This is a genomic window from Streptomyces sp. IBSBF 3136 (assembly GCF_036815105.1).
GTDB lineage: Bacteria > Actinomycetota > Actinomycetes > Streptomycetales > Streptomycetaceae > Streptomyces.
Map to the genome: position 1 here is coordinate 25,622 of NZ_JAJSZC010000047.1, position 20,723 is coordinate 46,344.

The window sequence follows — 20,723 nt, forward strand, 5'->3', positions numbered from 1 at the left end:
CCCTTCCCACCGCGTCGGCCCCTGGGGGAACCCGTATGCAGACCCTGATCCTGGCGTCGGCCGACGTGCCGCCGCAGCTGCTCCCGGCCAGATCCATGATGGCGTTCACCCTGGCCTCCCACATCATCCTGGTGCCGCTGGGCGTGGCCCTGCCGCTGATCACCCTGATCACGCACGGCTACGCGCTGCGCCGCGGTGACGCGGACGCGCTGCTGCTGGCCCGGCGGTGGTCGGCCGTGATGGCCGTCCAGTTCGCCATCGGGGTCGTGACCGGCACCGTGCTGTCCTTCGAGTTCGGGCTGCTGTGGCCGGGCATGATGGGCCGCTGGGGTGACGTCTTCGGCCTCGGGTTCGGGGTCGAGGCGTGGGCCTTCTTCCTGGAGGCCGTGCTCATCGCCGTCTACCTGTACGGCTGGCGGCGGCTGCCCTCCCGCACCCACTTCCTGCTCGCGCTGCCGCTGCCGTTCGTCGCCCTGCTCGGCGCCTTCGGCATCCTGGCCGCCAACTCGTGGATGAACACACCGCGCGGCTTCACCCTGGACGCCGCCGGCAACCCGGTGGACGTCGACCTCCGCAAGGCGATCTTCACCCCCATGTTCGGCCCGGAGTACTGGCACTTCGTCATGGCGATGTTCGTGACGGCCGGTTACGTCGTGGCCGGCGTCTACGCCACCGGGTGGCTGCGCGGCCGCCGGGACAGGTACCACCGGCTCGGTTTCGCCATCCCGTTCACGCTCGCCGCCGTCTGCACCCCGATCCAGTTCATGCTGGGCGACTCCATCGCCCGGCAGGTGTTCCACAAGCAGCCGGTGAAGTTCGCCGCCATGGAGATCGTCTGGAACACCGACACCCACGTACCGGAGTACCTCTACGGGCGGCTGCATCCGAACGGCACGGTCTCCGGCGGCATCAGGGTCCCGCAGCTCGACTCGATCCTGGCCGGCTTCCGCCCGGACACCAAGGTCACCGGGCTCACCTCGGTCCCGGCGAGCGACCGGCCGACGGCCGCCCAGGCCACCATCGCCCACTTCACCTTCGACACCATGGTCTTCATCGGCTCCGCGCTCGTCCTGCTCGCGCTCTGGTACGGCGTCCTGTGGCTGTGGCGCCGCCGGCTGCCCGCCTCACCGTGGTTCTACCGCGGCGCGGCCTGCGCGGGCGTCGCCTCCGTCGTCGCCGTCGAGTGCGGCTGGATCACCACCGAGGTCGGCCGCCAGCCCTGGATCGTCTACCAGAACATGCGGGTCGCGGAGGCGGTGACGGCGACCCGCTCCACCAGCCTGTGGATCACCTTCGGCGTGGTCGTCGTCGTCTACGTCTTGGTCTTCGGATCGTTCCTCGCGGTGCTGCTCAAGATGCGCTCGCGCTGGCGGCTCGCCGACGAACGGGGCGGCCCGGGGGCACCGCGGCGGGCGGCGGGGACGGACACACCCGAGACGGACACGCCGTACGGGCCGCGCTCCACCGGGAGCCGGCTGTGATCGCCGGGGTCATCGCCGTCGTCCTGCTGCTCCTGATCGCCGCTTACGTCTGCGGCGGCGGCACCGACTACGGAGCCGGCTTCTGGGACCTGACCGCGGGCGGAGCGGAGCGCGGTGAGCGCCCGCGCCGGCTGATCGACCACGCGATGGAGCCCGTCTGGGAGGTCAACAACGTCTGGCTGATCTTCGTGCTGGTCGTCATGTGGACGGGCTTCCCGGTCTTCTTCCAGCAGGTGTTCACCACCATGTGGCTGCCGTTGACCCTCGCCGCACTCGGCATCGTGCTTCGTGGCGCCGGCTTCGCCCTGCGCAGGCCCGTTTGGCGGCTGGCCGGCCGGCGCCTGTACGGCGCCGTCTTCGCCGTCGCCTCGCTGTTGACGCCGTTCTTCTTCGGTGCGGCGGCCGGGGGAGTGGCCTCGGGCCGGGTGTCCGCCACGACGACGGCCTCCACCGACGCCTGGGCCAATCCGACGTCCCTGCTGTTCGGTCTGCTCGCCATCGCGACCACCGCGATGCTCGGCGCGGTCTTCCTCGCCGCGGACGCCCGGCGCTTCGCCGAGCCGGACCTCGACCGGTACTTCCGCCGGCGGGCCCTGGCCGCCCTGGGGTGTGTCGTCGTGCTCGCCGTCATCACCCTGGTCGTCACCCACGGGGACGCGCCGCACGTGTGGCACGGGCTCACCCACGGCGTGGGACTGGTCTTCGTCGTCGTGGCCGTGGCCGCCACGCTCACGACCGCGTGGCTGCTGACCCGTGCCTCCGGCGCGTGGTCCCGGGTCGCGGCGGTCGGCGTGGCCGCGTCGGCCGTCATCGCCTGGGGCATGGCCCAGCGCCCCTATCTCATCCCGACCTCACTGACCATCACCGCCGGGGCGGGCGCGCACACCACCCTGCGCTGGCTGGGGCTCGTCATCATCGTCGCCCTCGTGCTCATCGTCCCCGCGGTCGCCGTCCTGTACTGGCTGGACACTCACGGCGAGCTGGAAGGACTCACCGACGCCGAACTGCGGCGCACGGCCACCGGCGAGGAAGCCTGACCGGCAGCCGGCCGCGCCCGGACGACACGCCCTAGCGCCGGTCGAGTGCGTCGTTCAGGGTGATGGCCGCGTCGATCAGCGCGAGGTGCGTGAACGCCTGCGGGAAGTTGCCCAGTTGGCGCCCGGTCGGGTCGATCTCCTCCGAGTACAGGCCCAGGTGGTTGGCGTACCCCATCATCTTCTCGAACACCAGCCGCGCCCGGGTGGTCCGCCCGGCCCGGGCCAGGGCGTCGACGTACATGAACGTGCACAGCGAGAAGGTGCCCTCCGAGCCGCGCAGTCCGTCGGGCGAGGCCGCGGGGTTGTACCGGTAGACCAGGCTGTCGCTGACCAGTTCGTCCTCCATGGCGTCGAGGGTCGAGGACCACATCGGGTCGTCGGGCGTGAGGAACCCGACGGTCGCCATGCGCAGCAGCGAGGAGTCCAGGACGTCACTGCCGTAGTGCTGGACGAAGGCCTGCCGGTCCTCGCTCCACCCCTTGGCCATCACCTGCTCGTAGACGGCGTCCCGCTCGTCGCGCCAGCGCGCGGTCGCGGCCGGCCAGCCCTTCTCGTCGGCGAGCCGCACGGCACGGTCGAACGCCACCCACGACATCACCCGGCCGTACGTGAAGTCCTGGCGGCCGCCGCGGGTCTCCCAGATGCCCTCCTCCGCCTGGTCCCAGTGGTCCGCCAGCCAGTCCAGGTCCGTGCGCAGCGAGGACCAGCCCCCGTGGCCGACCTGGAAACCGTGCCGGTGCGCGAAGTAGATGCTGTCCAGCGCCTCGCCGTAGATGTCCAGCTGGAGCTGGGTCGCGGCGCCGTTGCCGATCCGCACCGGCGCCGAGCCCGCGTACCCCTCCCAGTGGTCGAGGATCTGTTCCTCCAGGTCCGAGGAGCCGTCGACCTTGTACATGATGTTCAGCGGGCCCGTCTCGCCCTCGCTGCCGATCCGTTCCTTGACCCGGTCGCTCAGCCAGAGGATGAACGCCCTGGCCTCCTCCTTGAAGCCCAGCCCCAGCAGGGCGTACACGGAGAAGGAGGCGTCACGGATCCAGGTGAAGCGGTAGTCCCAGTTGCGCTCGCCGCCCAGTTGCTCGGGGAGGGCCGCCGTCGGGGCGGCCACCATGGCGCCGCTGGGGGCGAAGGTCATGAGTTTGAGCGTGATCGCCGAGCGCTCCACCATCTCCCGCCAGCGCCCGGTGTAGCGCGACTGGCCGAGCCAGGAGCGCCAGAACGCCACGGTCGCCTCGAACAGCCGCTGGTGCTCGTCGAGTCGGACCTCCGTGGGCGGCCCCTCGGCGCCCATCTCCAGGATCAGGCCGCGCTGTTCGCCGGCCTCGAGCGACAGCGAGAAGTGCAGGTCGGCGTCCCGGTCCAGGAGGACGTCCACGAGCTGCGGGTCCTCCGGTTCCCGGATGGGGTGCACGGTGAGTTCGGTGCCGTCCGCCGCGACGAAGACCGCTCCGTGCGGGGTCATGCGCAACTGGTGCGCCCGGCGCCCGTAGTCGAACCGCGGGGCGATCTCCACGTCGAACGTCATGCTGCCGCGCACACAGCGGACCATGCGCACCAGCCGGTGCCGGCCGGTGACCGTCGTCCCGGTCACCGGCATGAAGTCGAGCACCTCGCCGGCGCCCGCCTCGGTCATGAACCGGGTGACCAGGACCGCCGTGTCCGGCAGGTACAACTGCTTGGTCGCGTAGGTCTCGTGCGCCGGGCGGACCGTGCAGTGCCCGCCGTCGTCCTTGTCCAGCAGGGCCCCGAAGACACTCGGCGAGTCGAACCGCGGGGAGCAGAACCAGTCGACCACGCCGTCGGTGGTCACCAGCGCCGAGGTCTGCAGGTCACCGATCAGGCCGTGGTTCTCGATCAGCGGGTAGTCGTCCACGGGGGCGCCCCCTTCGTAGGCGTACGGCTGCTGCCCTGCACCCCCACCCGATCAGCGTAAGCCGGGGGCACCCGACCGGCTCGTCAGGACCGGCGCCGGCGGTCCGGTCCGCACACGGCGCGCAGCGCGTCCGCCATCACCCGCTCCGGGGCGCCGGACGCGTCGATGGTGGCGCCCGGCTCGTCGGGGTGCAGCGGATCGAGGGTGGCGTACTGGGAGCCGAGCAGTTCCGGCGGCATGAAGTGCCCCGTGCGCCGGGCGATGCGCTCCGCGGCCGGCACGGGGTCGAGCGCCAGGTACAGGAACCAGACGTCCGCTCCCGTGCTGCGGAACTGGTCCCGGTAGGCGCGCTTGAGCGCGGAGCAGGCGGCCACCCCGCCGCTCCCGCTCGCCGCGGCGGCCCGGATCCACTCGGTGACCGCCGCGAGCCAGGCCCGCCGGTCGGCGTCGTCGAGCGGGTGCCCGGACGCCATCTTGGCGCGGTTCGCGGCGGAGTGGAGGTCGTCGCCCTCCAGGAACGGCACGCCCAGCCGGTGCGCCAGCCGGGCTCCGACCGTGGACTTCCCGGACGCCGAGACGCCCATCACGACCACCACCCGCGAACCGCCGTCCACGTCGGCCAACGCGCCTCCCTGGGGAAACGGTGGAACACGCGTACTCCTCCACTATCGCCCGGCTCCGCCCGGTGCGCCGGGCGTCGCCGCCGGGCGGCCACGCCCGCTCTGGCGGATAGTGGGGAGGACGGGACCCCGTCCCGGCCAGTCCCAGCCAGCTCTCCGGAACGGCACAGGAGGACCGATGCGCGTTTCACGGCCGCTGGCCGCGCTCACCGGTGTCGCGTTGTTCGGAATCGCGCTGACCGGCTGCCAGGACCAGGCGTCCGGCACGATCACGGCGCGCAACGGCGCCACACCGGTGCAGTCCCTCACCAATCCGCCGATCAAGGGCTGTCACCGCTTCGACCAGGGCGTGACCCACGTCGACAACTTCACGCTGAGCAGCGTCATCCTGTTCACGACCCCCGACTGCACCGTGCCGCAGGGCCGGCAGAGCGTGTACCTGGACATGCAGGCGTCGGACGAGGTGGTCAGGTCCACCGGACTGTGGCACAGCTTCACCTTCGCACCCGAGTGACCGGCGGGCGCCGGCTCACGGGTCCTGTGTGCCCTCGTCGTCCCGCAACCGCCGCCAGATGTGCGTGCGGTGCAGCACGTAGAGGGCGCCGACCAGGACGAGCAGCTGCAGGGCGACGGCGAGCAGCCAGAAGACGGCCCTGCTCTCCATCTCGTCCGTCAGATAGCTGAAGTTCATGCCGAAGTACCCGGTCAGGAACGTCAGCGGCAGGAAGATCGTCGACACGATGGCCAGCCGGTTGATCACGCCGTTCTGCTCGCCCGACACCAGGGAGGAGTAGCTGGCGAAGGCCCGGCGGGTGGCGTCCTGCAACGACTGGATGTCGGTGAGCACCAGCCGGCCGGTGTGCTGGAACTCCTGGGCGAGCCGCCTGCGTTCCTCCGGGAAGTCGCGGCTGAGCATCCTGCGCATCACGATCTCGTCCGTGGCCTGGAGGTACGGCAGCAGGTAGTGGTGCAGCAGCGCGGCCCGCCGCCGCAGCCGGGCCAGGCGGTAGACCTGCTCGGGGCGCCGGCGCTCGAACATCTCGTCCTCCAGGTCCTCTACGGCCAGCAGGTCCGTGACGGCGGCCCGGCGGAAGGTGTCCAGCGCCTCCTGGAGCAGCAGGAACAGCACGGCGACGGCGTCGGCGGGGCGCTCCTGCCCGAGCCGGGTGGCGAGGCCCTCCAGCGGTCCGGCCGCCCCCCGGTGGACGGTGATCAGGTGCCGTTCCGTCGCCATGGCGTGGACGTGGACGACGCGGCCGTCGTCGACGACGGGCACGACGAAGCCGGCCCGGTCGCCGAGGAAGTCGGCCCGCACCGGTTGTCCCGTCATGCCGAACCAGGCCGGGCTCTCGGAGGCGAGCCCGAGCGCCTCGACGACCCCGCGTCCGCCGGCCTCCGACACGTCCGCCCCGACCGGGCCGCCCGGGCCGCCCGGGCCGCCCGGGCCGCCCGGGCCGCCCGGGGCGCTCCGCCCGTCCCGGGCGTCCGGTGCGTCCGGCCGGTCCGTCGCGACCGGCAGCCGGACGTCGACGAGCACGAAGTCGGACGCGGCGAGCCGGTCGCGGGCCCCCGCCAGATCCGTACGTTCGGTGGTCCCTCCGGGCATCGACACCACCGTCACGATCATCGTCCCTCACCGTCGTCCCGGGTCAGTAGGTCCACGGTGTCCCACGGTGCGCACACTCGGGCCTCCCCGGTGGCGGACACACGCGGGCGGGGGGGGGGGGGGGGGGGGGGGGGGGGGGGGGGGGGGGGGGGGGGGGGGGGGGGGGGGGGGNCGGGGGGGGGGCCCGGGGGGGGGGGGGGGCGGGGCCCCGGGGGGGGGGGGGGGGGGGCCCCCCCCCCCCTCGCCTGGCGGGTGTCTCAGCGGACGTGGATGTGCTGCTCCATGCCGAGCTGCCGGTGGCCGTCGACCGGGCAGTACACGTCGTACGTTCCCTTCTCGAGGGTCACCGTCAGCGCCGCCTTGTGGCCCTTCTGTATGTCCGGGGTCCGGGCGTCCCGCACGCCGGGACCGTCGACGGAGAGGGCGTGGGTGATCTTGCCCGCGTCGTCGGCGACGAAGGTGTAGGTGCCCGGCGCGAACGACGAGCGGGAGAGCTTCAGCGCGTACTCGGTCTCGGTGACCGTCACCTTGACCGCCGAGACCGTCCGCCCGGTGCCCGAGCCCGTGGTCGTGCCCGAGCCGTGCGCGTACCCTCCGCCCCCGTTCGAGCAGGCGGTCAGCGCGAGTGCCGCACCGAATCCGACCGCGGTCGCCCGCAGCGCCGTACGGGTCGTGTGTGCCGGGATCGCCATCTGGCTCATCTCCTCCCGATCTCCGCCGGGCCTCCTGGAAGACCCTGGGGAGGGAGCCCTTCGCGAGCGGCCGGGATCGTCCGCACGTGCCACGAAGTGTCCTCCATGACGGTTACGGTGACGGGGGCCCGGGAGTTCACCGTTCAGCAGGGCAGATCGAGGACGACCGCCGCTCCGCGCCCGGTGTTCTCGGCGTGCGCGGTGCCCCCGTGGGCGGTGGCCACCGCGTGCACGAAGGCGAGCCCCAGACCGGAGCCCTCACTGGTGCGGCTGGCCTCGGCGCGGGCGAAGCGGTCGAACGCCCGGGGCAGGAACTCGGGCGGGAAGCCCGGCCCCTCGTCGGCGACGACCAGCCGCAGCCCCGGCCCGTGCACCGCGGCCGTGACCCGGACCGGGCCCTCCCCGTGGCGCAGGGCGTTGTCGACGAGATTGCCGATGGCGGGCCGCAGCCAGCGGGCGTCGACCTCGACGGTGGTGCCGGCCGCGTCGACGGTCAGGGTCCGCCCGTCCCGCCCGGCGGTCCGCAGGTGCGGGGCCACGGCGGCCTCGACGAGGTCGGCGAGGTGCACCGGCGCCCGGACGACGTGGTCCGTGCTGCCCAGCTCCTCCAGGGCGAGCAGCGCGTTGGACAGGTCGATCAGGCGCTGCACCTCACCCTCCACGGCTCGCAGCGTCCCGGTGAGTTCCGCTGCGGAACGCGGCCGGTGCAGGGCGACGTCGAGCTCGGCCCGCAGCAGCGCCAGCGGGGTGCGCAGTTCGTGGCTGGCGTCCGCGACGAACCGGCGCTCGCGCACCGCCGACGCCTCCAGCCGGTCCAGCATCCGGTTCAGGGTGTGGCCGAGCCGGGTGATCTCGTCGTCGCGGTCGGCCGGCACGTCCAGGCGCAGGGTGTGGGCGCCGTCGGCGAGGGTCGCCGCGCCGCTACGGTAGCGCTCGACCGGCCGCAGGGCGGCGCGGGCGGTGCGGTAGCCGACGAAGGAGGCGGCGATCAGGGCCAGGACGGACGCGAAGGCGAGCTGGGCGAGGAGTTCGCGCAGGGCCTCGTCGCGGTGTCCCCGGCGGACGGCGGCGACGACGACGCGGCTCTTCCCGCCGGCCCGCACCCGCCTGGCCTGCAGACGCAGTGTGTCCGGGGTGATCGGCAGCAGTGAGCCCACGTCGCGCCGGACCGTGTGCCCGTGGGCGGCGGTGTCGAGCTCGGCGGGGGTGAGCAGCGGCCGGTGCCGTACGTCGGCACTGGCGCCGAGGACCCGGCCGCGGGTGTCCAGCACCTGGTAGAGGCTGCCGCTGGGACCCGGCGGCGGCGCGGTGCCGGCGCGGACGGCCCGGTCGAGGCTGTGCCGATAGGCCGCCAGGTCGTCGTGGAGCTGCCGGTCGAGGGCGGTCTGCACGCGCCAGTACACCAGCCCGGCCGTCCCGCTCAGCACGAGCGACATGGTGATGGCGACGGCGAGCACCAGCCGGGTGACGACGGGCAGCCGCCCGAACCGGGCCCGCAGGCCGGCGGGCCGGGTCACGGGCCGGTCTCCAGGCGGTAGCCGACCCCGCGCAGGGTGGTGATCGTGGTGCGCCCGAAGGCGCGGTCGACCTTCGCGCGCACCTTGGAGACGTGCACGTCGATGGCGTTGCTGCGCAGGTCGGTCTCGCCGTCCCAGACCTCGTCCAGCAGGTGGAGCCGGGTCACCACCCGGCCGGCGTTCTCCATCAGCACCCGCAGCACGGCGAACTCGCGCCGGGACAGGTCGAGCTCCGTGTCGGCCCGCCAGGCGCGCCGCCGCTCGGCGTCCAGGACGAGGTCGCCCACCTGGAGGCGGCCCGAGCACTCGGGGCGGCGCCGGGATATCGCGCGCAGCCGGGCCAGCAGCTCCTCCATGGCGAAGGGCTTGACCATGTAGTCGTCGGCGCCCGCGTCCAGGCCCGCGACGCGTTCGCCGACCGCACCGCGCGCGGTGAGCAGGATCACGGGCACGTCGATGCCCTCACCGCGCAGCGCCCGGCACACCCCGACGCCGTCGAGGCCCGGCAGCATCACGTCCAGGACCACGCCGTCCAGCCGGGGATCACGGGCGGCGGCGAGGCCGGAGGGCCCGTCGTAGCGGCCCTCGGCGGTGTGCCCGGACTCGGTGAGGTAGCGGACGACGAGGTCCGTGAGGCGTGCCTCGTCGTCGACGACCAGGTAGTACATGGCGGTCAGGCTAACCGCACACGCGGCCGAATCCACCCGCCCGAAAACCTTCATGGTCTGTTCATGTGACATCCCTACCGTCCTTCAGGTCGCGGTGCCCCGCGGGCCGCGACCGGTCCGCCGTCCGATGCGCCGGGACGGAAGGGACAGCCATGGACGCACTGGTGCTCGCGAAGGGCATCGCCCCGCACATCGCACCGACCGACCTTCTCACCCGCGGCGGGCTCGACGTCGTCGCGCTGCTGATCCTGGTCGGCTGGCTCTACCGGCGCCGTCCGAGCGCGCCGGCGATGCCGCTGGTCCTGGTGGCCCTGAACATGGGCCTGTTCGCGGCCATGGGGACGATCAGCGCGGGCAAGTTCCCGGCCGGGGTGGGCTTCGGCCTGTTCGGCATCCTCTCCCTGGTCCGGCTGCGCAGCGCGGCCTTCACCCTGCGCGATGTCGCCTACGCCTTCGTGAGCCTGGTCATGGCCCTGTGCACCGGGCTCCCGCAGCGCGACAGCTGGCTGGTCATCGTCCTCGACGCGGCCGTCCTGCTGGCCGTCCTGGTGGTCGACGACCCCCGCTCCTACCGGCCGCCGACCCGCACGGTGAAGATCACCCTCGACCGGATCTACGACGACCCCGCCCTGATCCCGCAGGACGTCGCCGTCCGCTTCGGACAGGCCCCGCTGTCGGTGGTGGTCGACGAGGTCGACTACGTCCGCGAGACCACCCGCGTCTCCGCCCGCTACCCGGCCGCCGGGGAGTTCGCCAGCGTCCAGGACACCGAGCCGCGCGAGCAGGTGACCGCCGCGTGACGCCCGCCGTCTCCTCCTCCCTGGTGGCCGGCCTCGGCCTGGCCGCCCTGCGCGGCGCCACGCTCGCCGAGGTCGACGCGGCCGCCGCGCTCCAGCAGCGCACGGACCGCAAGTACCTGCTGCCCGTAGACCGCGCCCGGCTCCTCGTCGAGGGGCTCTCCGCCACCCACCACGTGCTCGACCTCGGCGGACGGCGCACCACCGGCTACCTCAGCACCTACTTCGACACCGAGCGTCTGGGCGCCTGGCGCGCCCACGTCCAGCGGCGCCGCCGCCGCTGGAAGGTCCGCACCCGGCTGTACGCGGAGGACGGGCTGTGCCGGGTCGAGGTGAAGACCAAGGACGGCCGCGGCGCCACCGTCAAACACGCCCTCAAGGCCCCCACGCACGCCTACGGCCACCTCGACGAGCGCGCGGCCGAGTTCGTCGACGGGGTCCTGCGCACGGCGGGCGTCCCCGTCAGCACCGCGCTGCTGACCCCCGCCGCCGAGATCCGCTACGTCCGCGCGGCCCTCGCCGACCTGGACCACGGCAGCCGGGTCACCCTCGACGGCCACCTCACCTGCCACCGCGACGGCCGCACCGCGGCCCTCGACCCCGGACACGTGCTCGTCGAGACCAAGGGCGGCGCCCGGCCCGCTCCCGCCGACCGGCTGCTGCTGCGGCTGGGCGCCCGGCCGGTGTCCCTCAGCAAGTACATCGTCGGCCAGTCCCTGCTCACCCCCGGGCTGCCCGGGAACGACATGCGCCGGATCGCGCGCACCCACTTCACCACCCAGGCAGAGCCCCTACCGTCCCCCGAAAGGACCACCGCCGCATGAAAGCCCTGCGCGGCATCACATGGCCGTACGCCGTCATCGCCCTCGTCGCCGTGGCGGCGGCCGCCTTCGGCCTGCTGCGACCGCAGCTGACCCCCACCGCCGCCACGGCGAAGAAGAAGCTGTCGGCGACCGACCGCGTCAAGCGCAACCCGCCGCCCGCCCTGTTCACGGACGGGCAGATCGCCCCGATCGGCAGGCAGGCCGACGCCCAGCGCCAGAAGGCCGACGCCCTCTTCGCCGAGTGGAAGAAGGCGCACGGCACCACCCGTGACGACAAGGCGTTCGCCGCCTGGGCCGCCGGGCAGGTCCCCGCACCGCCCACGGTGAAGCAGCGCACCGCCCAGCTCCACGAGGTCCAGGCGCTGGCCAGGACCCGCACCGCCGCCGGGCGGAAGGCCGCCACCTGGCTGGAGCTCGACGGCAAGAAGGACATCTGGAAGCTGTACCTGCACGACCAGCGCGAACTGATCCCCACCCAGCGGGGCAAGGCGGAGAAAGCCCAGCTCAAGGCGGCCCTGAAGCTCGCCAAGACCATCAGCGACCAGGTCGCCGCCCGCGACCGGCAGCCCGCGCCCTTCGTCCTCGACCCGACCCTGCGCCCCGAGAAGCACATCGCGGCCGGCGCCAAGGGCCCGTACTCCTACCCCTCCCGCCACGCCACCCGGGCCGCGGCCGCCGTCACCTACCTCAGCGCCCTGTCCCCGCACCGCGCCGAGGACTACCGGTGGATGCGGGACGAGGTCCTCTACTCCCGGCTCTACATGGCGGGCCACGTCTCCGGCGACCTGACCGCGGGAACCCTGCTGGGCGACCTGATCGGCGACTACGAACTCGCCGTCACCGGCCACTGACCCCACCCGACGGCCGGGCACCCGCCGCACGACGGAAGGCAGCGCCCCACTCCGGGTCGCTGCCTTCCGTGTGCTGGACGGGGGCCCCGGCTCAGGGCCACACCAGGCAGTACGGCTGATGCCCCGCCTCGTGCAGGCGGTGGCTGAAGTCCTGCCACTCGTGGAGCAGCTGGTAGACGTTGAAGGCGTCGCGCGGGCCGCCCCGGTCGGGGACCGTCGACCAGATGAAGGCCGCCGCGCCGACCGCCTCCTCGCCGATGCCGCGGAGCGGGTCGACGACCGTGGTGGGCAGCTTGACGACCGCGTAGTCGGGGTGCAGGACGACCAGCTCCAGCGGCGGCACCTTGTGCAGCGGCACGCCCTGGATGCCGGTCAGCACCATCGCGGCCATCGTCTCCGGCTTGATCTTGGTGAACATGCCGTTCATGCCCAGCTCGTCGCCGCCGAGCTCTTCGGGACGCATCGAGATGGGGACGCGGGCCGCGGTCGCGCCGTCCGGCGCGCCGAAGTATTTGTACGTCACCCCCACCCGACCACCATTCCTGCTCTGCCGGTCGACCTGCCGGTCGTACCGTCCGGGCTCACTCGGTACACCCTGTGCCCGACGAGCGTCAGTCTGCCGTGCCTCGGTCGATTCCTCCGCCTCGCGCCGGTGCCTTCCCCGCCGGGCACGTCGAGGACCCAGGTCGTCAGTCCCCTCGCCCAGTCCGCCACCGCGATGCATATCTCCACCCGACTGCTTTTCTAGGACGCGTGGCCCCCGCCGCGCAACCCGATCATCGTGTCAGTGACCTCCCCCACGGCCGCCCGCCGAAACGTACGGCGAAACATCCGGTCCGCGGGTTCCTCCCGGTCCCTCATCACTACGTGCCGCATGAGCTGTGTGTATCAGTCCTCAGTCTCGCAGATGGCGCGGCCGTGATCTTGAGGTCGGCGGCAGGCCGGGCGAGCCGCGGCCTACCCTGAGGATGTCACCACGCATCCGGAGTCCGAGAAGTCGGAGAACTCGCACGTCATGAGTGCCATGAGCGAACTGCCCTATCCCTACGACGCGCCCGTCTCGCAGGCGCTCTTCGACCGTGCGTCCGTCGTCACGCCGGGCGGCGTGAACTCGCCGGTGCGCGCCTTCCGCGCCGTCGGCGGCACGCCCCGGTTCATGGTCTCGGGCAAGGGACCGTACCTGACCGACGCCGACGGCCGGGAGTACGTCGACCTGGTCTGCTCCTGGGGTCCGATGATCCTCGGGCACTCCCACCCCGAGGTCATCGCCGCCGTCCAGGAGGCCGTCGTCCGCGGCACGTCCTTCGGCACCCCCGGTGAGGGCGAGGTCGCGCTCGCCGAGGAGATCGTCGCCCGGGTGGCTCCCGTGGAGCAGGTGCGGCTGGTCAGCAGCGGCACCGAGGCGACCATGTCGGCCATCCGGCTCGCCCGCGGCTTCACCCGCCGCTCGAAGGTGATCAAGTTCGCCGGCTGCTACCACGGCCACGTGGACTCCCTGCTCGCGGCGGCGGGCAGCGGGGTCGCTACCTTCGCGCTGCCCGACACGCCCGGCGTCACGGGCGCCCAGGCGGGCGACACGATCGTGCTGCCGTACAACGACCTCGAAGCGGTGCAGGAGGCCTTCCACCGGCACCCGGGCGAGATCGCCTGTGTCATCACCGAGGCCTCGCCGGGCAACATGGGCGTGGTCCCGCCCGGCCCCGGGTTCAACCAGGGGCTGAAGGACGCCTGCGCCAAGAACGGCGCCCTTTTCATCTCCGACGAGGTCATGACCGGGTTCCGGACCAGCCGCGCCGGGTGGTACGGCGTCGACGGGGTCAAGCCCGACCTGATGACCTTCGGCAAGGTCATGGGCGGCGGCTTCCCCGCGGCCGCGTTCGGCGGGCGGGCCGACGTGATGGCCCACCTCGCCCCCGCCGGGCCCGTCTACCAGGCCGGCACGCTCTCGGGAAACCCGGTCGCCACCGCCGCCGGGCTCGCCCAGCTCCGGCTGCTTGACGACGCGGCCTACGAGACCGTCGACGCCGTCTCCGAGCAGATCCGGTCGCTGGTCACCGAGGCGCTGAGCAAGGAGGGCGTCGCGCACCGGCTGCAGACCGCCTCCAACATGTTCTCGGTGTTCTTCACCGACCGGCAGGTGCGCGACTACGAGGCCGCCAAGCGCCAGGAGTCGTTCCGCTTCACCGCCTTCTTCCACTCGCTGCTGTCGAACGGCGTCTACCTGCCGCCGTCGTCCTTCGAGTCCTGGTTCGTGTCCACGGCCCACGACGAGCGGGCCATCCAGAAGATCGCCGACGCCCTCCCGGCGGCGGCCCGAGCGGCCGCGGAGGCCACCGCAGCATGAGCAACCTCGACACCCCCGGAAGCAAGGACGTCACCGTCGTCCACCTCATGCGGCACGGTGAGGTCGCCAACCCGGACGGGATCCTGTACGGGCGGCTGCCCGGCTACCACCTCTCCGAGCTGGGCCGGCAGATGGCCGACCGGGTCGCCGAGCACCTGGCCGCCCGGGACGTGACGTACGTGGCCGCCTCGCCGCTGGAGCGCGCGCAGGAGACCGCCACCCCGATCGCCAAGGCGCACGGTCTGGACCTCGCCACCGACGCGCGGCTCATCGAGGCCGACAACATCTTCCAGGGCAAGACCTTCGGGGTCGGGGACGGCGCCCTGCGCAACCCCGACAACTGGAAGCACCTCGTCAACCCGTTCCGGCCGTCCTGGGGCGAGCCGTACGTCGAGCAGGTCGTGCGGATGATGGGCGCGCTGCACGCGGCCAAGGACCAGGCGCGCGGGCACGAGGCGGTGCTGGTCAGCCATCAGCTGCCGATCTGGATCGTGCGGTCGTACGTCGAGAAGCGGCGGCTGTGGCACGACCCGCGCAAGCGGCAGTGCACGCTCGCCTCGCTGACGTCCTTCACGTACCTCGGGGACCGGATCGTGTCCGTGGGCTACAGCGAGCCCGCCATCGACCTCGTCCCGCCCCATCTGCGCGCCGGTGCCAAGCCGATGCAGGGCAAGGGCAAGGCCTTCGGAGCCTGACGGCCGCGCCTGACGGCCTTCACCTGACGGTCCGTTCGCCCTGCCTTAGGACATTTTTGTCAGGTCCGTTACGAAAAACATAAGAATCGAAGGAACCTTCCCGATCGTCGCGCCCTCTGAATGAGTGACGACCAGCAGGCGCGACGAATCGGGGACCTTCATGCGCACCAACTCCCGGCACCTCTCCCGACGGGGAGCACTCGGCCTCGGGACGGGCGCGGCGGCCGCCGCCGGCCTCGCGGGCTGCGGGAGTCTCAAGGCCTCGGACGGTGGCGGGCACCCGGGCGGTTCCGGCAAGGGGCGGCCCGGCCACAACGGCGGCGGCGCCACGCGTCCCGCCGCCCGGCCGATCGGCGACGGTTCCACCTCGTTCACCGGGCGGCAGCCGCACCAGCCCGCCCGGCCCGAGCCGCTGGAGCCGGGGCAGACCCCGCCGCAGTTCGTGATCTTCTCCTGGGACGGGGCCGGCGAGGTCGGCAACGGACTCTTCCCGCGCTTCCTGGACCTCGCCAAGGAGCACGGCGCGAGCATGACCTTCTTCCTCTCGGGCCTGTACCTGCTGCCCGAGTCGAAGAAGCGCCTGTACGAGCCGCCGAACAACCCCCGCGGCGCCTCCGACATCGGCTACCTCACCGACGAGCACGTCAAGGCGACGCTCACCAACGTCCGCCGCGCCTGGCTCGAAGGGCACGAGATAGGCACCCACTTCAACGGCCACTTCTGCTCCGGTTACGGCACCGTCGGCCGCTGGACGCCCAAGCAGTGGCGCAGCGAGATAGACCAGGCCAAGGCGTTCGTGAAGGAGTGGCGCACCAACACCGGATGGACCGAGCTGCCCTCGCTGCCGTTCGACTACGACAAGGAGCTGGTGGGCGGCCGCACCCCCTGTCTGCTCGGCCAGGGCAACCTGCTGCCCACCGCCCGCGAGCTGGGCTGGCGCTACGACGCCTCCTCGCCGGGCGGCCGGCAGACGTGGCCGGTGAAGCGGATGGGGATCTGGGACCTGCCGTTGCAGCAGATACCTTTCCCTGGACGCAGCTTCGAGGTCCTGTCCATGGACTACAACATGCTCGCCAACCAGTCGGTCAACTCGACCAAGGCGCCCGCCTACAACTACCCGGGCTGGCGCAAGCAGTCCGCGCAGGCGTACATCCAGGGATTCCAGCGGGCATACGAGACAAATCGGGCACCGTTCTTCGTCGGCAACCACTTCGAGCAGTGGAACGGCGGCATCTACATGGACTCCGTCGAGGAGGCCTTCAAGCACATCGCGCGGGAGAAGGAGAAGGGCGCGGACGTGCGCCTCGTCTCCTTCCGGCAGTTCGTGGACTGGATGGACGTCCAGAAGCCCGAGGTGCTCGCCCGGCTCCGCACGCTGGAGGTCGGGCAGCGGCCGGCCGGCGGCTGGCGCGACTTCCTGCGGGACGCCAAGTCCGCCTCCTCCGACGCTGCGTGAGAAATGTGTGAAATGCCCGGCGTAAAAACCGCCTGAAATGCGGTTTTCCACCCGGCAGGGGGGTGCGCGAGATCCCCGGAACAGGCATGCGAAACTTTTCACATGAGTACCCGTAGCCGCGCCGTCCTGCTCAGCGCCATGGCCGCCGTCGCGGCCCTGTCCCTGTCCGCGTGCGGCAGCGGCGGCACCTCCGGCGGCGGTGGCAACACCAACTTCGTCACCGGCCACAACGGCATCGACACCGCCCCGCGGGGCAAGCGGGCCGCGGCCCCGGACCTGTCCGGGAAGACCATCGACGGCAGGACCCTGGACGTCGCCGACTACAAGGGCAAGGTCGTCGTCATCAACGTCTGGGGCTCGTGGTGCGGGCCCTGCCGGGAGGAAGCCCAGTACTTCGCCAAGGTCTCCAAGGCGTACGAGGGCAAGGGCGTGCAGTTCGTCGGCATCAACACCCGGGACACCAGCACCACCCCCGCGGTCGCCTTCGAGAAGGAGCACGGGATCGGCTACCCGAGCCTGTACGACCCGACGGGCAAGCTCATGCTCCGCTTCGACAAGGGCACGCTCAACCCGCAGTTGATCCCCTCCACGCTCATCCTCGACAAGGACGGGAAGGTCGCCGCGCGGGCGCTGGAGGCGCTCGACGACACGGCCCTGCTGAAGATGCTCAAGCCGGTCCTCGCGGAGAAGTGACGTGAGCGCACTCCTGACGCTGGCGGCGGAGAACCAGACCGTGAAGAGCGGCGCGCTGCCGATCGCGCTGCCGATCGCCCTGCTCGGCGGCCTGGTCTCGTTCTTCTCGCCCTGCGTGCTGCCCCTGGTCCCCGGCTACCTCTCCTACGTCACCGGGGTCGCCGGCACCGACCTGGGGGAGAGCAGGCGGGGGCGCATGGTCACCGGGGCCGCCCTGTTCGTGCTCGGCTTCTCGGCGGTGTTCATCTCCGGCGGCGCCCTGTTCGGCTTCTTCGGCTCGACCCTCCAGGAGTACAAGGACACCCTGTCCAAGGTGCTCGGCGTGCTCATGATCGTCATGGGCGCCTTCTTCATGGGTCTGATGCCCTGGCTCACCCAGCGCGAGTTCCGCTTCCACCGGAGGCCGGCGACCGGCCTGGTGGGCGCGCCCCTGCTCGGCGCCCTGTTCGGCATCGGCTGGACGCCCTGCATCGGCCCGACCCTCGGGGCGGTCAACTTCCTCGCCATGAACGAGTCGAGCGCCGGGCGCGGCTCCCTGCTGATGGTCGCCTACTGTGTCGGTCTCGGCGTGCCGTTCGTGCTGGCGGCCGTGGCCTTCCGCAAGGCCCTCGGCGCCTTCGGCTGGGTCAAGCGCCACTATGTGTGGGTGATGCGCATCGGCGGCACCATGATGATCGTGACCGGTGTGCTGCTGCTGACCGGGGCCTGGGACAGCCTGGTGCAGGAGATGCAGACCTGGTCCAACGGCTTCGATGTGGGGATCTGACTCGATGAGCAAGACCGAAACGGGCAACTCCCCCGGCGGGGCCGAGGGCCGGGACGAGGACCTGGGGGCGGCCGGCTCCCAGCTGTCCACCGCCCCGCGGGAGGAGACCACCGTCGCGCCGGGCCTCGGCGTGATCGGCTGGGTCCGCTGGTTCTGGCGGCAGCTGACCTCCATGCGCGTCGCGCTGCTGCTGCTCCTGCTGCTCTCCCTCGGCGCGATCCCCGGCTCGCTCATCCCGCAGACCGGCGCCGACCTGAACAAGGTCGACGAGTTCCGCAAGGCGCACAGCACACTGGCGCCGGTCTACGACAAGCTCGGCCTGTTCCACGTCTACAGCTCGGTGTGGTTCTCCGCGATCTACATCCTGCTGTTCGTCTCGCTGATCGGCTGCATCGTCCCGCGCACCTGGCAGTTCGTCGGCCAGCTCCGCGGCCGCCCGCCGGGCGCCCCCAAGCGGCTGACCCGGCTGCCCGCCTACACCACCTGGCGCACCACCGCCGAACCGGAGCAGGTGCGCGAGGCCGCGCTCGCGCTGCTGCGCAGGCGCCGGTTCCGGGCCCATGTCGCCGGTGACGCGGTCGCCGCCGAGAAGGGCTACGTGCGGGAGCTGGGCAACCTGGCCTTCCACATCGCGCTGATCGTGCTGCTGGTCGCCTTCGCCTCCGGCCAGCTGTACAAGTCGGACGGCACCAAGCTGATGGTGGAGGGCGACGGCTTCTCCAACGCGCTGCCGCTGTACGACGACTTCAAGTCCGGCAGCCTGTTCCGCAACGACGACCTGGTGCCGTTCAGCTTCGACCTCAAGGACTTCCGGGCCACCTACGAGGTGAGCGGGCCCAGCCGGGGCACCCCGCGCACCTTCGAGGCGAAGATCAAGTACAGCGAGGGCGCGTACGGCAAGGGCAAGCCGGCCACCATCCAGGTCAACAAGCCGCTGGAGATCGGCGACTCGAAGGTCTACCTGGTGAGCCACGGCTACGCGCCCGTCATCACCGTCCGCGACGGCAAGGGCACGGTCGTCTACCACGACGCCGTGCCGCTGCTGCCGCTCGACGGCAACGTCACGTCCAACGGTGTGATCAAGGTGATGGACGGCTACCGCGACGCCCGGGGCCGGAAGGACCAGCTCGGGTTCCAGGCCTTCTTCGTGCCGACCTTCGACCCCAAGAGCGGCACCATGCTCTCCCAGTTCCCGTCGCTGGTGAACCCGCTGCTCGCGGTGAACGCCTACCACGGCGACCTGGGCGTCGACGCGGGCCAGTCGCAGAACGTGTACCAGCTCGACACCCAGCACATGAAGGCGTTCAAGGACGCCAAGGGCCAGCTGCTGAAGAAGCTGCTCAAGCCGGGCGACACCCTGCAGCTGCCGAACGGCGCCGGGTCCCTCACGTTCGACAAGGACGTCAAGGAATGGGCCGGCTTCGAGATCGTCCAGGAGCCGGGCAGCGGCTGGGCGCTGGGCGGCGCCCTCACGGCGATCTTCGGCCTGGCCGCGTCCCTGTTCATCCAGCGCCGCCGCGTCTGGGTGCGGGCGGTGCCCGGCGCCGACGGCGTCACCGTGGTGGAGATGGGCGGCCTCGGCCGCAGCGAGTCCGCCAAGGTGCCCGAGGAGCTGGGCGAGATCGCCGGAATCCTCTACGACCAGGCGCCGGGGGCACCCGACCCCGACGACGTCCACGAATCCACCGTCGTACCTGCCGAAGGGGCTGAGAAGTGACTCTCGCCGCCGCGACCAACGAACACCTGGCGAGCATCAGCAACACGCTGATCTACTCGTCGATGGCCGTCTACACCCTGGCCTTCTTCGCGTACATCGCCGAATGGCTCTTCGGCAGCCGCAGCAAGGTCGCCCGTACGGCCGCCGCGCTGACGGCGGACGTCCGGCAGGCCGGCGCTCCCGCCGTCACCGTGCGGGGGGCCGGCGGCACCGCCGTGCTGGAGCGGCCCCAGGTCGTCGTGCGCTCGGCGTCCGGCGCCCGGGACGTGCCGGACGGGCCCGGCGCGCACGGCGGGGACGAGCAGGGCGACCTCTACGGCCGGATCGCCGTCTCCCTCACGGCGCTGGCGTTCGTGGTGGAGCTGTGCGGGGTCGTCGCCCGCGCGGCCTCCGTGCAGCGGGCGCCGTGGGGCAACATGTACGAGTTCAACATCACCTTCTCCACGGTCGCCGTCGGCGTGTACCTCGGGCTGCTGGCGCTGCGCAAGAACGTGCGCTGGCTCGGGCTGTTCCTGATCACCACGGTTCTGCTCGACCTCGGTCTCGCGGTCACCGTGCTGTACACCGCCAGCGACCAGCTGGTCCCCGCCCTGCACTCGTACTGGCTGTACATCCACGTCTCCACCGCGATCTTCTGCGGCGCGGTGTTCTACGTCGGCGCGGTCGCCACGATCCTCTACCTGTTCAAGGACTCGTACGAGAACAAGCTCCAGACCGGCGGCAAGCCGGGTGCGTTCGCCAGCTCCGTGCTGGAGCGGCTGCCCGCCTCCGCCTCCCTGGACAAGTTCGCCTACCGCGTCAACGCGGCCGTCTTCCCGCTGTGGACGTTCACGATCATCGCGGGCGCGATCTGGGCGGGCGACGCCTGGGGCCGCTACTGGAACTGGGACCCGAAGGAGACCTGGTCCTTCATCACCTGGGTCGCCTACGCCTGCTACCTGCACGCCCGGGCCACGGCCGGCTGGAAGGGCCGCAAGGCCGCCTACCTGGCGATGATCGCCTTCGGCTGCTGGCTGTTCAACTACTACGGCGTCAACATCTTCGTGACCGGCAAGCACTCCTACGCGGGCGTCTGACCGACCGGTCGGT

20 protein-coding genes are annotated in these 20,723 nt (G+C 71.8%); 13 read left to right on the top strand and 7 right to left on the bottom strand.

What is annotated here, in order from left to right:
• Window positions 1-35: 35 nt before the first annotated feature.
• Both V7E45_RS13085 and V7E45_RS13090 read left to right on the top strand, forming a co-directional pair.
• Window positions 36-1,481 carry a cytochrome ubiquinol oxidase subunit I gene (locus V7E45_RS13085; protein ID WP_333774296.1) on the top strand — a complete coding sequence of 482 codons (1,446 nt, stop codon included), beginning with the start codon at window positions 36-38 and terminating at the stop codon, window positions 1,479-1,481.
• Window positions 1,478-2,518 (top strand): cytochrome d ubiquinol oxidase subunit II, encoded by a 1,041-nt coding sequence (locus V7E45_RS13090; protein ID WP_333774297.1) that lies wholly within the window; start codon window positions 1,478-1,480, stop codon window positions 2,516-2,518. The genes V7E45_RS13085 and V7E45_RS13090 overlap by 4 nt, the downstream gene beginning before the upstream one ends.
• Window positions 2,519-2,549: 31 nt before the next feature.
• On the opposite strand, the gene V7E45_RS13095 is transcribed toward V7E45_RS13090, so the two are convergent.
• Complete coding sequence (locus V7E45_RS13095) at window positions 2,550-4,388, bottom strand: glycoside hydrolase family 15 protein (protein ID WP_333774298.1); 1,839 nt, start codon at window positions 4,386-4,388, stop codon at window positions 2,550-2,552.
• Window positions 4,389-4,471: 83 nt separating this feature from the next.
• On the bottom strand, window positions 4,472-5,002 hold the full coding sequence (locus V7E45_RS13100; RefSeq protein ID WP_333774338.1) for a gluconokinase: 531 nt from the start codon (window positions 5,000-5,002) through the stop codon (window positions 4,472-4,474).
• Window positions 5,003-5,186: 184 nt separating this feature from the next.
• Here V7E45_RS13100 and V7E45_RS13105 point away from each other — a divergent pair, with 184 nt between their 5' ends.
• A complete protein-coding gene (locus V7E45_RS13105) occupies window positions 5,187-5,522 on the top strand; it encodes a hypothetical protein (RefSeq protein ID WP_333774299.1) in 336 nt (111 codons plus the stop codon).
• 15 nt (window positions 5,523-5,537) lie between these two features.
• Here V7E45_RS13105 and V7E45_RS13110 read toward each other — a convergent pair whose 3' ends face one another.
• The 4 genes from V7E45_RS13110 to V7E45_RS13125 all read right to left on the bottom strand — a co-directional run bounded on the left by V7E45_RS13110 (window position 5,538) and on the right by V7E45_RS13125 (window position 9,491).
• Window positions 5,538-6,635 carry a CorA family divalent cation transporter gene (locus tag V7E45_RS13110; protein ID WP_333774300.1) on the bottom strand — a complete coding sequence of 366 codons (1,098 nt, stop codon included), beginning with the start codon at window positions 6,633-6,635 and terminating at the stop codon, window positions 5,538-5,540.
• A gap of 236 nt (window positions 6,636-6,871) precedes the next feature.
• Entirely contained in the window at window positions 6,872-7,306 is a 435-nt protein-coding gene (locus tag V7E45_RS13115; RefSeq protein ID WP_333774301.1) for a copper-binding protein, read from the bottom strand.
• Window positions 7,307-7,449: 143 nt separating this feature from the next.
• Window positions 7,450-8,823, bottom strand: a complete 1,374-nt coding sequence (locus tag V7E45_RS13120) for a sensor histidine kinase (protein WP_333774302.1) — start codon at window positions 8,821-8,823, stop codon at window positions 7,450-7,452.
• Entirely contained in the window at window positions 8,820-9,491 is a 672-nt protein-coding gene (locus V7E45_RS13125; RefSeq protein ID WP_333774303.1) for a response regulator transcription factor, read from the bottom strand. Before V7E45_RS13125 ends, V7E45_RS13120 begins: the two co-directional genes overlap by 4 nt.
• A gap of 152 nt (window positions 9,492-9,643) precedes the next feature.
• Between V7E45_RS13125 and V7E45_RS13130 the strand changes: the two genes are divergently transcribed.
• The 3 genes from V7E45_RS13130 to V7E45_RS13140 are packed head-to-tail and all read left to right on the top strand — an operon-like array spanning window position 9,644 to window position 11,963.
• The gene (locus tag V7E45_RS13130; protein ID WP_333774304.1) at window positions 9,644-10,291 is read left to right on the top strand and encodes a DUF4956 domain-containing protein; all 648 of its coding nucleotides are present in this window, start codon (window positions 9,644-9,646) and stop codon (window positions 10,289-10,291) included.
• The gene (locus tag V7E45_RS13135; protein WP_333774305.1) at window positions 10,288-11,112 is read left to right on the top strand and encodes a VTC domain-containing protein; all 825 of its coding nucleotides are present in this window, start codon (window positions 10,288-10,290) and stop codon (window positions 11,110-11,112) included. The genes V7E45_RS13130 and V7E45_RS13135 overlap by 4 nt, the downstream gene beginning before the upstream one ends.
• A complete protein-coding gene (locus V7E45_RS13140) occupies window positions 11,109-11,963 on the top strand; it encodes a phosphatase PAP2 family protein (RefSeq protein WP_333774306.1) in 855 nt (284 codons plus the stop codon). The genes V7E45_RS13135 and V7E45_RS13140 overlap by 4 nt, the downstream gene beginning before the upstream one ends.
• A 91-nt stretch (window positions 11,964-12,054) precedes the next feature.
• Here V7E45_RS13140 and V7E45_RS13145 read toward each other — a convergent pair whose 3' ends face one another.
• Complete coding sequence (locus tag V7E45_RS13145; protein ID WP_333774307.1) at window positions 12,055-12,687, bottom strand: hypothetical protein; 633 nt, start codon at window positions 12,685-12,687, stop codon at window positions 12,055-12,057.
• A 300-nt stretch (window positions 12,688-12,987) separates the two neighbouring features.
• Here V7E45_RS13145 and hemL point away from each other — a divergent pair, with 300 nt between their 5' ends.
• From hemL to ccsB, 7 genes are all read left to right on the top strand, one after another.
• Window positions 12,988-14,307 (top strand): glutamate-1-semialdehyde 2,1-aminomutase, encoded by a 1,320-nt coding sequence (gene hemL / locus V7E45_RS13150; protein WP_333774308.1) that lies wholly within the window; start codon window positions 12,988-12,990, stop codon window positions 14,305-14,307.
• The gene (locus V7E45_RS13155; RefSeq protein WP_333774309.1) at window positions 14,304-15,002 is read left to right on the top strand and encodes a histidine phosphatase family protein; all 699 of its coding nucleotides are present in this window, start codon (window positions 14,304-14,306) and stop codon (window positions 15,000-15,002) included. The genes hemL and V7E45_RS13155 overlap by 4 nt, the downstream gene beginning before the upstream one ends.
• 160 nt (window positions 15,003-15,162) lie before the next feature.
• Window positions 15,163-16,458, top strand: a complete 1,296-nt coding sequence (locus tag V7E45_RS13160; protein ID WP_333774339.1) for a hypothetical protein — start codon at window positions 15,163-15,165, stop codon at window positions 16,456-16,458.
• 102 nt (window positions 16,459-16,560) lie between these two features.
• Window positions 16,561-17,151 (top strand): TlpA family protein disulfide reductase, encoded by a 591-nt coding sequence (locus V7E45_RS13165; RefSeq protein WP_333774310.1) that lies wholly within the window; start codon window positions 16,561-16,563, stop codon window positions 17,149-17,151.
• 1 nt (window position 17,152) lies between these two features.
• The gene (locus V7E45_RS13170; protein WP_333774311.1) at window positions 17,153-17,917 is read left to right on the top strand and encodes a cytochrome c biogenesis CcdA family protein; all 765 of its coding nucleotides are present in this window, start codon (window positions 17,153-17,155) and stop codon (window positions 17,915-17,917) included.
• A gap of 4 nt (window positions 17,918-17,921) precedes the next feature.
• Window positions 17,922-19,634: a cytochrome c biogenesis protein ResB gene (gene resB / locus V7E45_RS13175; protein ID WP_333774312.1), complete on the top strand. Its 1,713-nt coding sequence runs from the start codon at window positions 17,922-17,924 to the stop codon at window positions 19,632-19,634.
• Window positions 19,631-20,710, top strand: a complete 1,080-nt coding sequence (ccsB, locus tag V7E45_RS13180; protein ID WP_333774313.1) for a c-type cytochrome biogenesis protein CcsB — start codon at window positions 19,631-19,633, stop codon at window positions 20,708-20,710. Before resB ends, ccsB begins: the two co-directional genes overlap by 4 nt.
• Window positions 20,711-20,723 lie beyond the last annotated feature (13 nt).

Excerpts from the sequence above, each read along its gene's own strand:
- V7E45_RS13110 (WP_333774300.1), bottom strand. The coding sequence starts at position 6,635 with ATGATCGTGACGGTGGTGTCGATGCCCGGAGGGACCACCGAACGTACG.
- hemL (WP_333774308.1), top strand. The coding sequence starts at position 12,988 with ATGAGCGAACTGCCCTATCCCTACGACGCGCCCGTCTCGCAGGCGCTC.
- V7E45_RS13160 (WP_333774339.1), top strand. The coding sequence starts at position 15,163 with ATGCGCACCAACTCCCGGCACCTCTCCCGACGGGGAGCACTCGGCCTC.
- V7E45_RS13155 (WP_333774309.1), top strand. The coding sequence starts at position 14,304 with ATGAGCAACCTCGACACCCCCGGAAGCAAGGACGTCACCGTCGTCCAC.
- V7E45_RS13140 (WP_333774306.1), top strand. The coding sequence starts at position 11,109 with ATGAAAGCCCTGCGCGGCATCACATGGCCGTACGCCGTCATCGCCCTC.
- V7E45_RS13115 (WP_333774301.1), bottom strand. The coding sequence starts at position 7,306 with ATGGCGATCCCGGCACACACGACCCGTACGGCGCTGCGGGCGACCGCG.
- V7E45_RS13165 (WP_333774310.1), top strand. The coding sequence starts at position 16,561 with ATGAGTACCCGTAGCCGCGCCGTCCTGCTCAGCGCCATGGCCGCCGTC.
- V7E45_RS13105 (WP_333774299.1), top strand. The coding sequence starts at position 5,187 with ATGCGCGTTTCACGGCCGCTGGCCGCGCTCACCGGTGTCGCGTTGTTC.
- V7E45_RS13085 (WP_333774296.1), top strand. The coding sequence starts at position 36 with ATGCAGACCCTGATCCTGGCGTCGGCCGACGTGCCGCCGCAGCTGCTC.
- V7E45_RS13145 (WP_333774307.1), bottom strand. The coding sequence starts at position 12,687 with ATGCATCGCGGTGGCGGACTGGGCGAGGGGACTGACGACCTGGGTCCT.
- resB (WP_333774312.1), top strand. The coding sequence starts at position 17,922 with ATGAGCAAGACCGAAACGGGCAACTCCCCCGGCGGGGCCGAGGGCCGG.
- V7E45_RS13130 (WP_333774304.1), top strand. The coding sequence starts at position 9,644 with ATGGACGCACTGGTGCTCGCGAAGGGCATCGCCCCGCACATCGCACCG.
- V7E45_RS13125 (WP_333774303.1), bottom strand. The coding sequence starts at position 9,491 with ATGTACTACCTGGTCGTCGACGACGAGGCACGCCTCACGGACCTCGTC.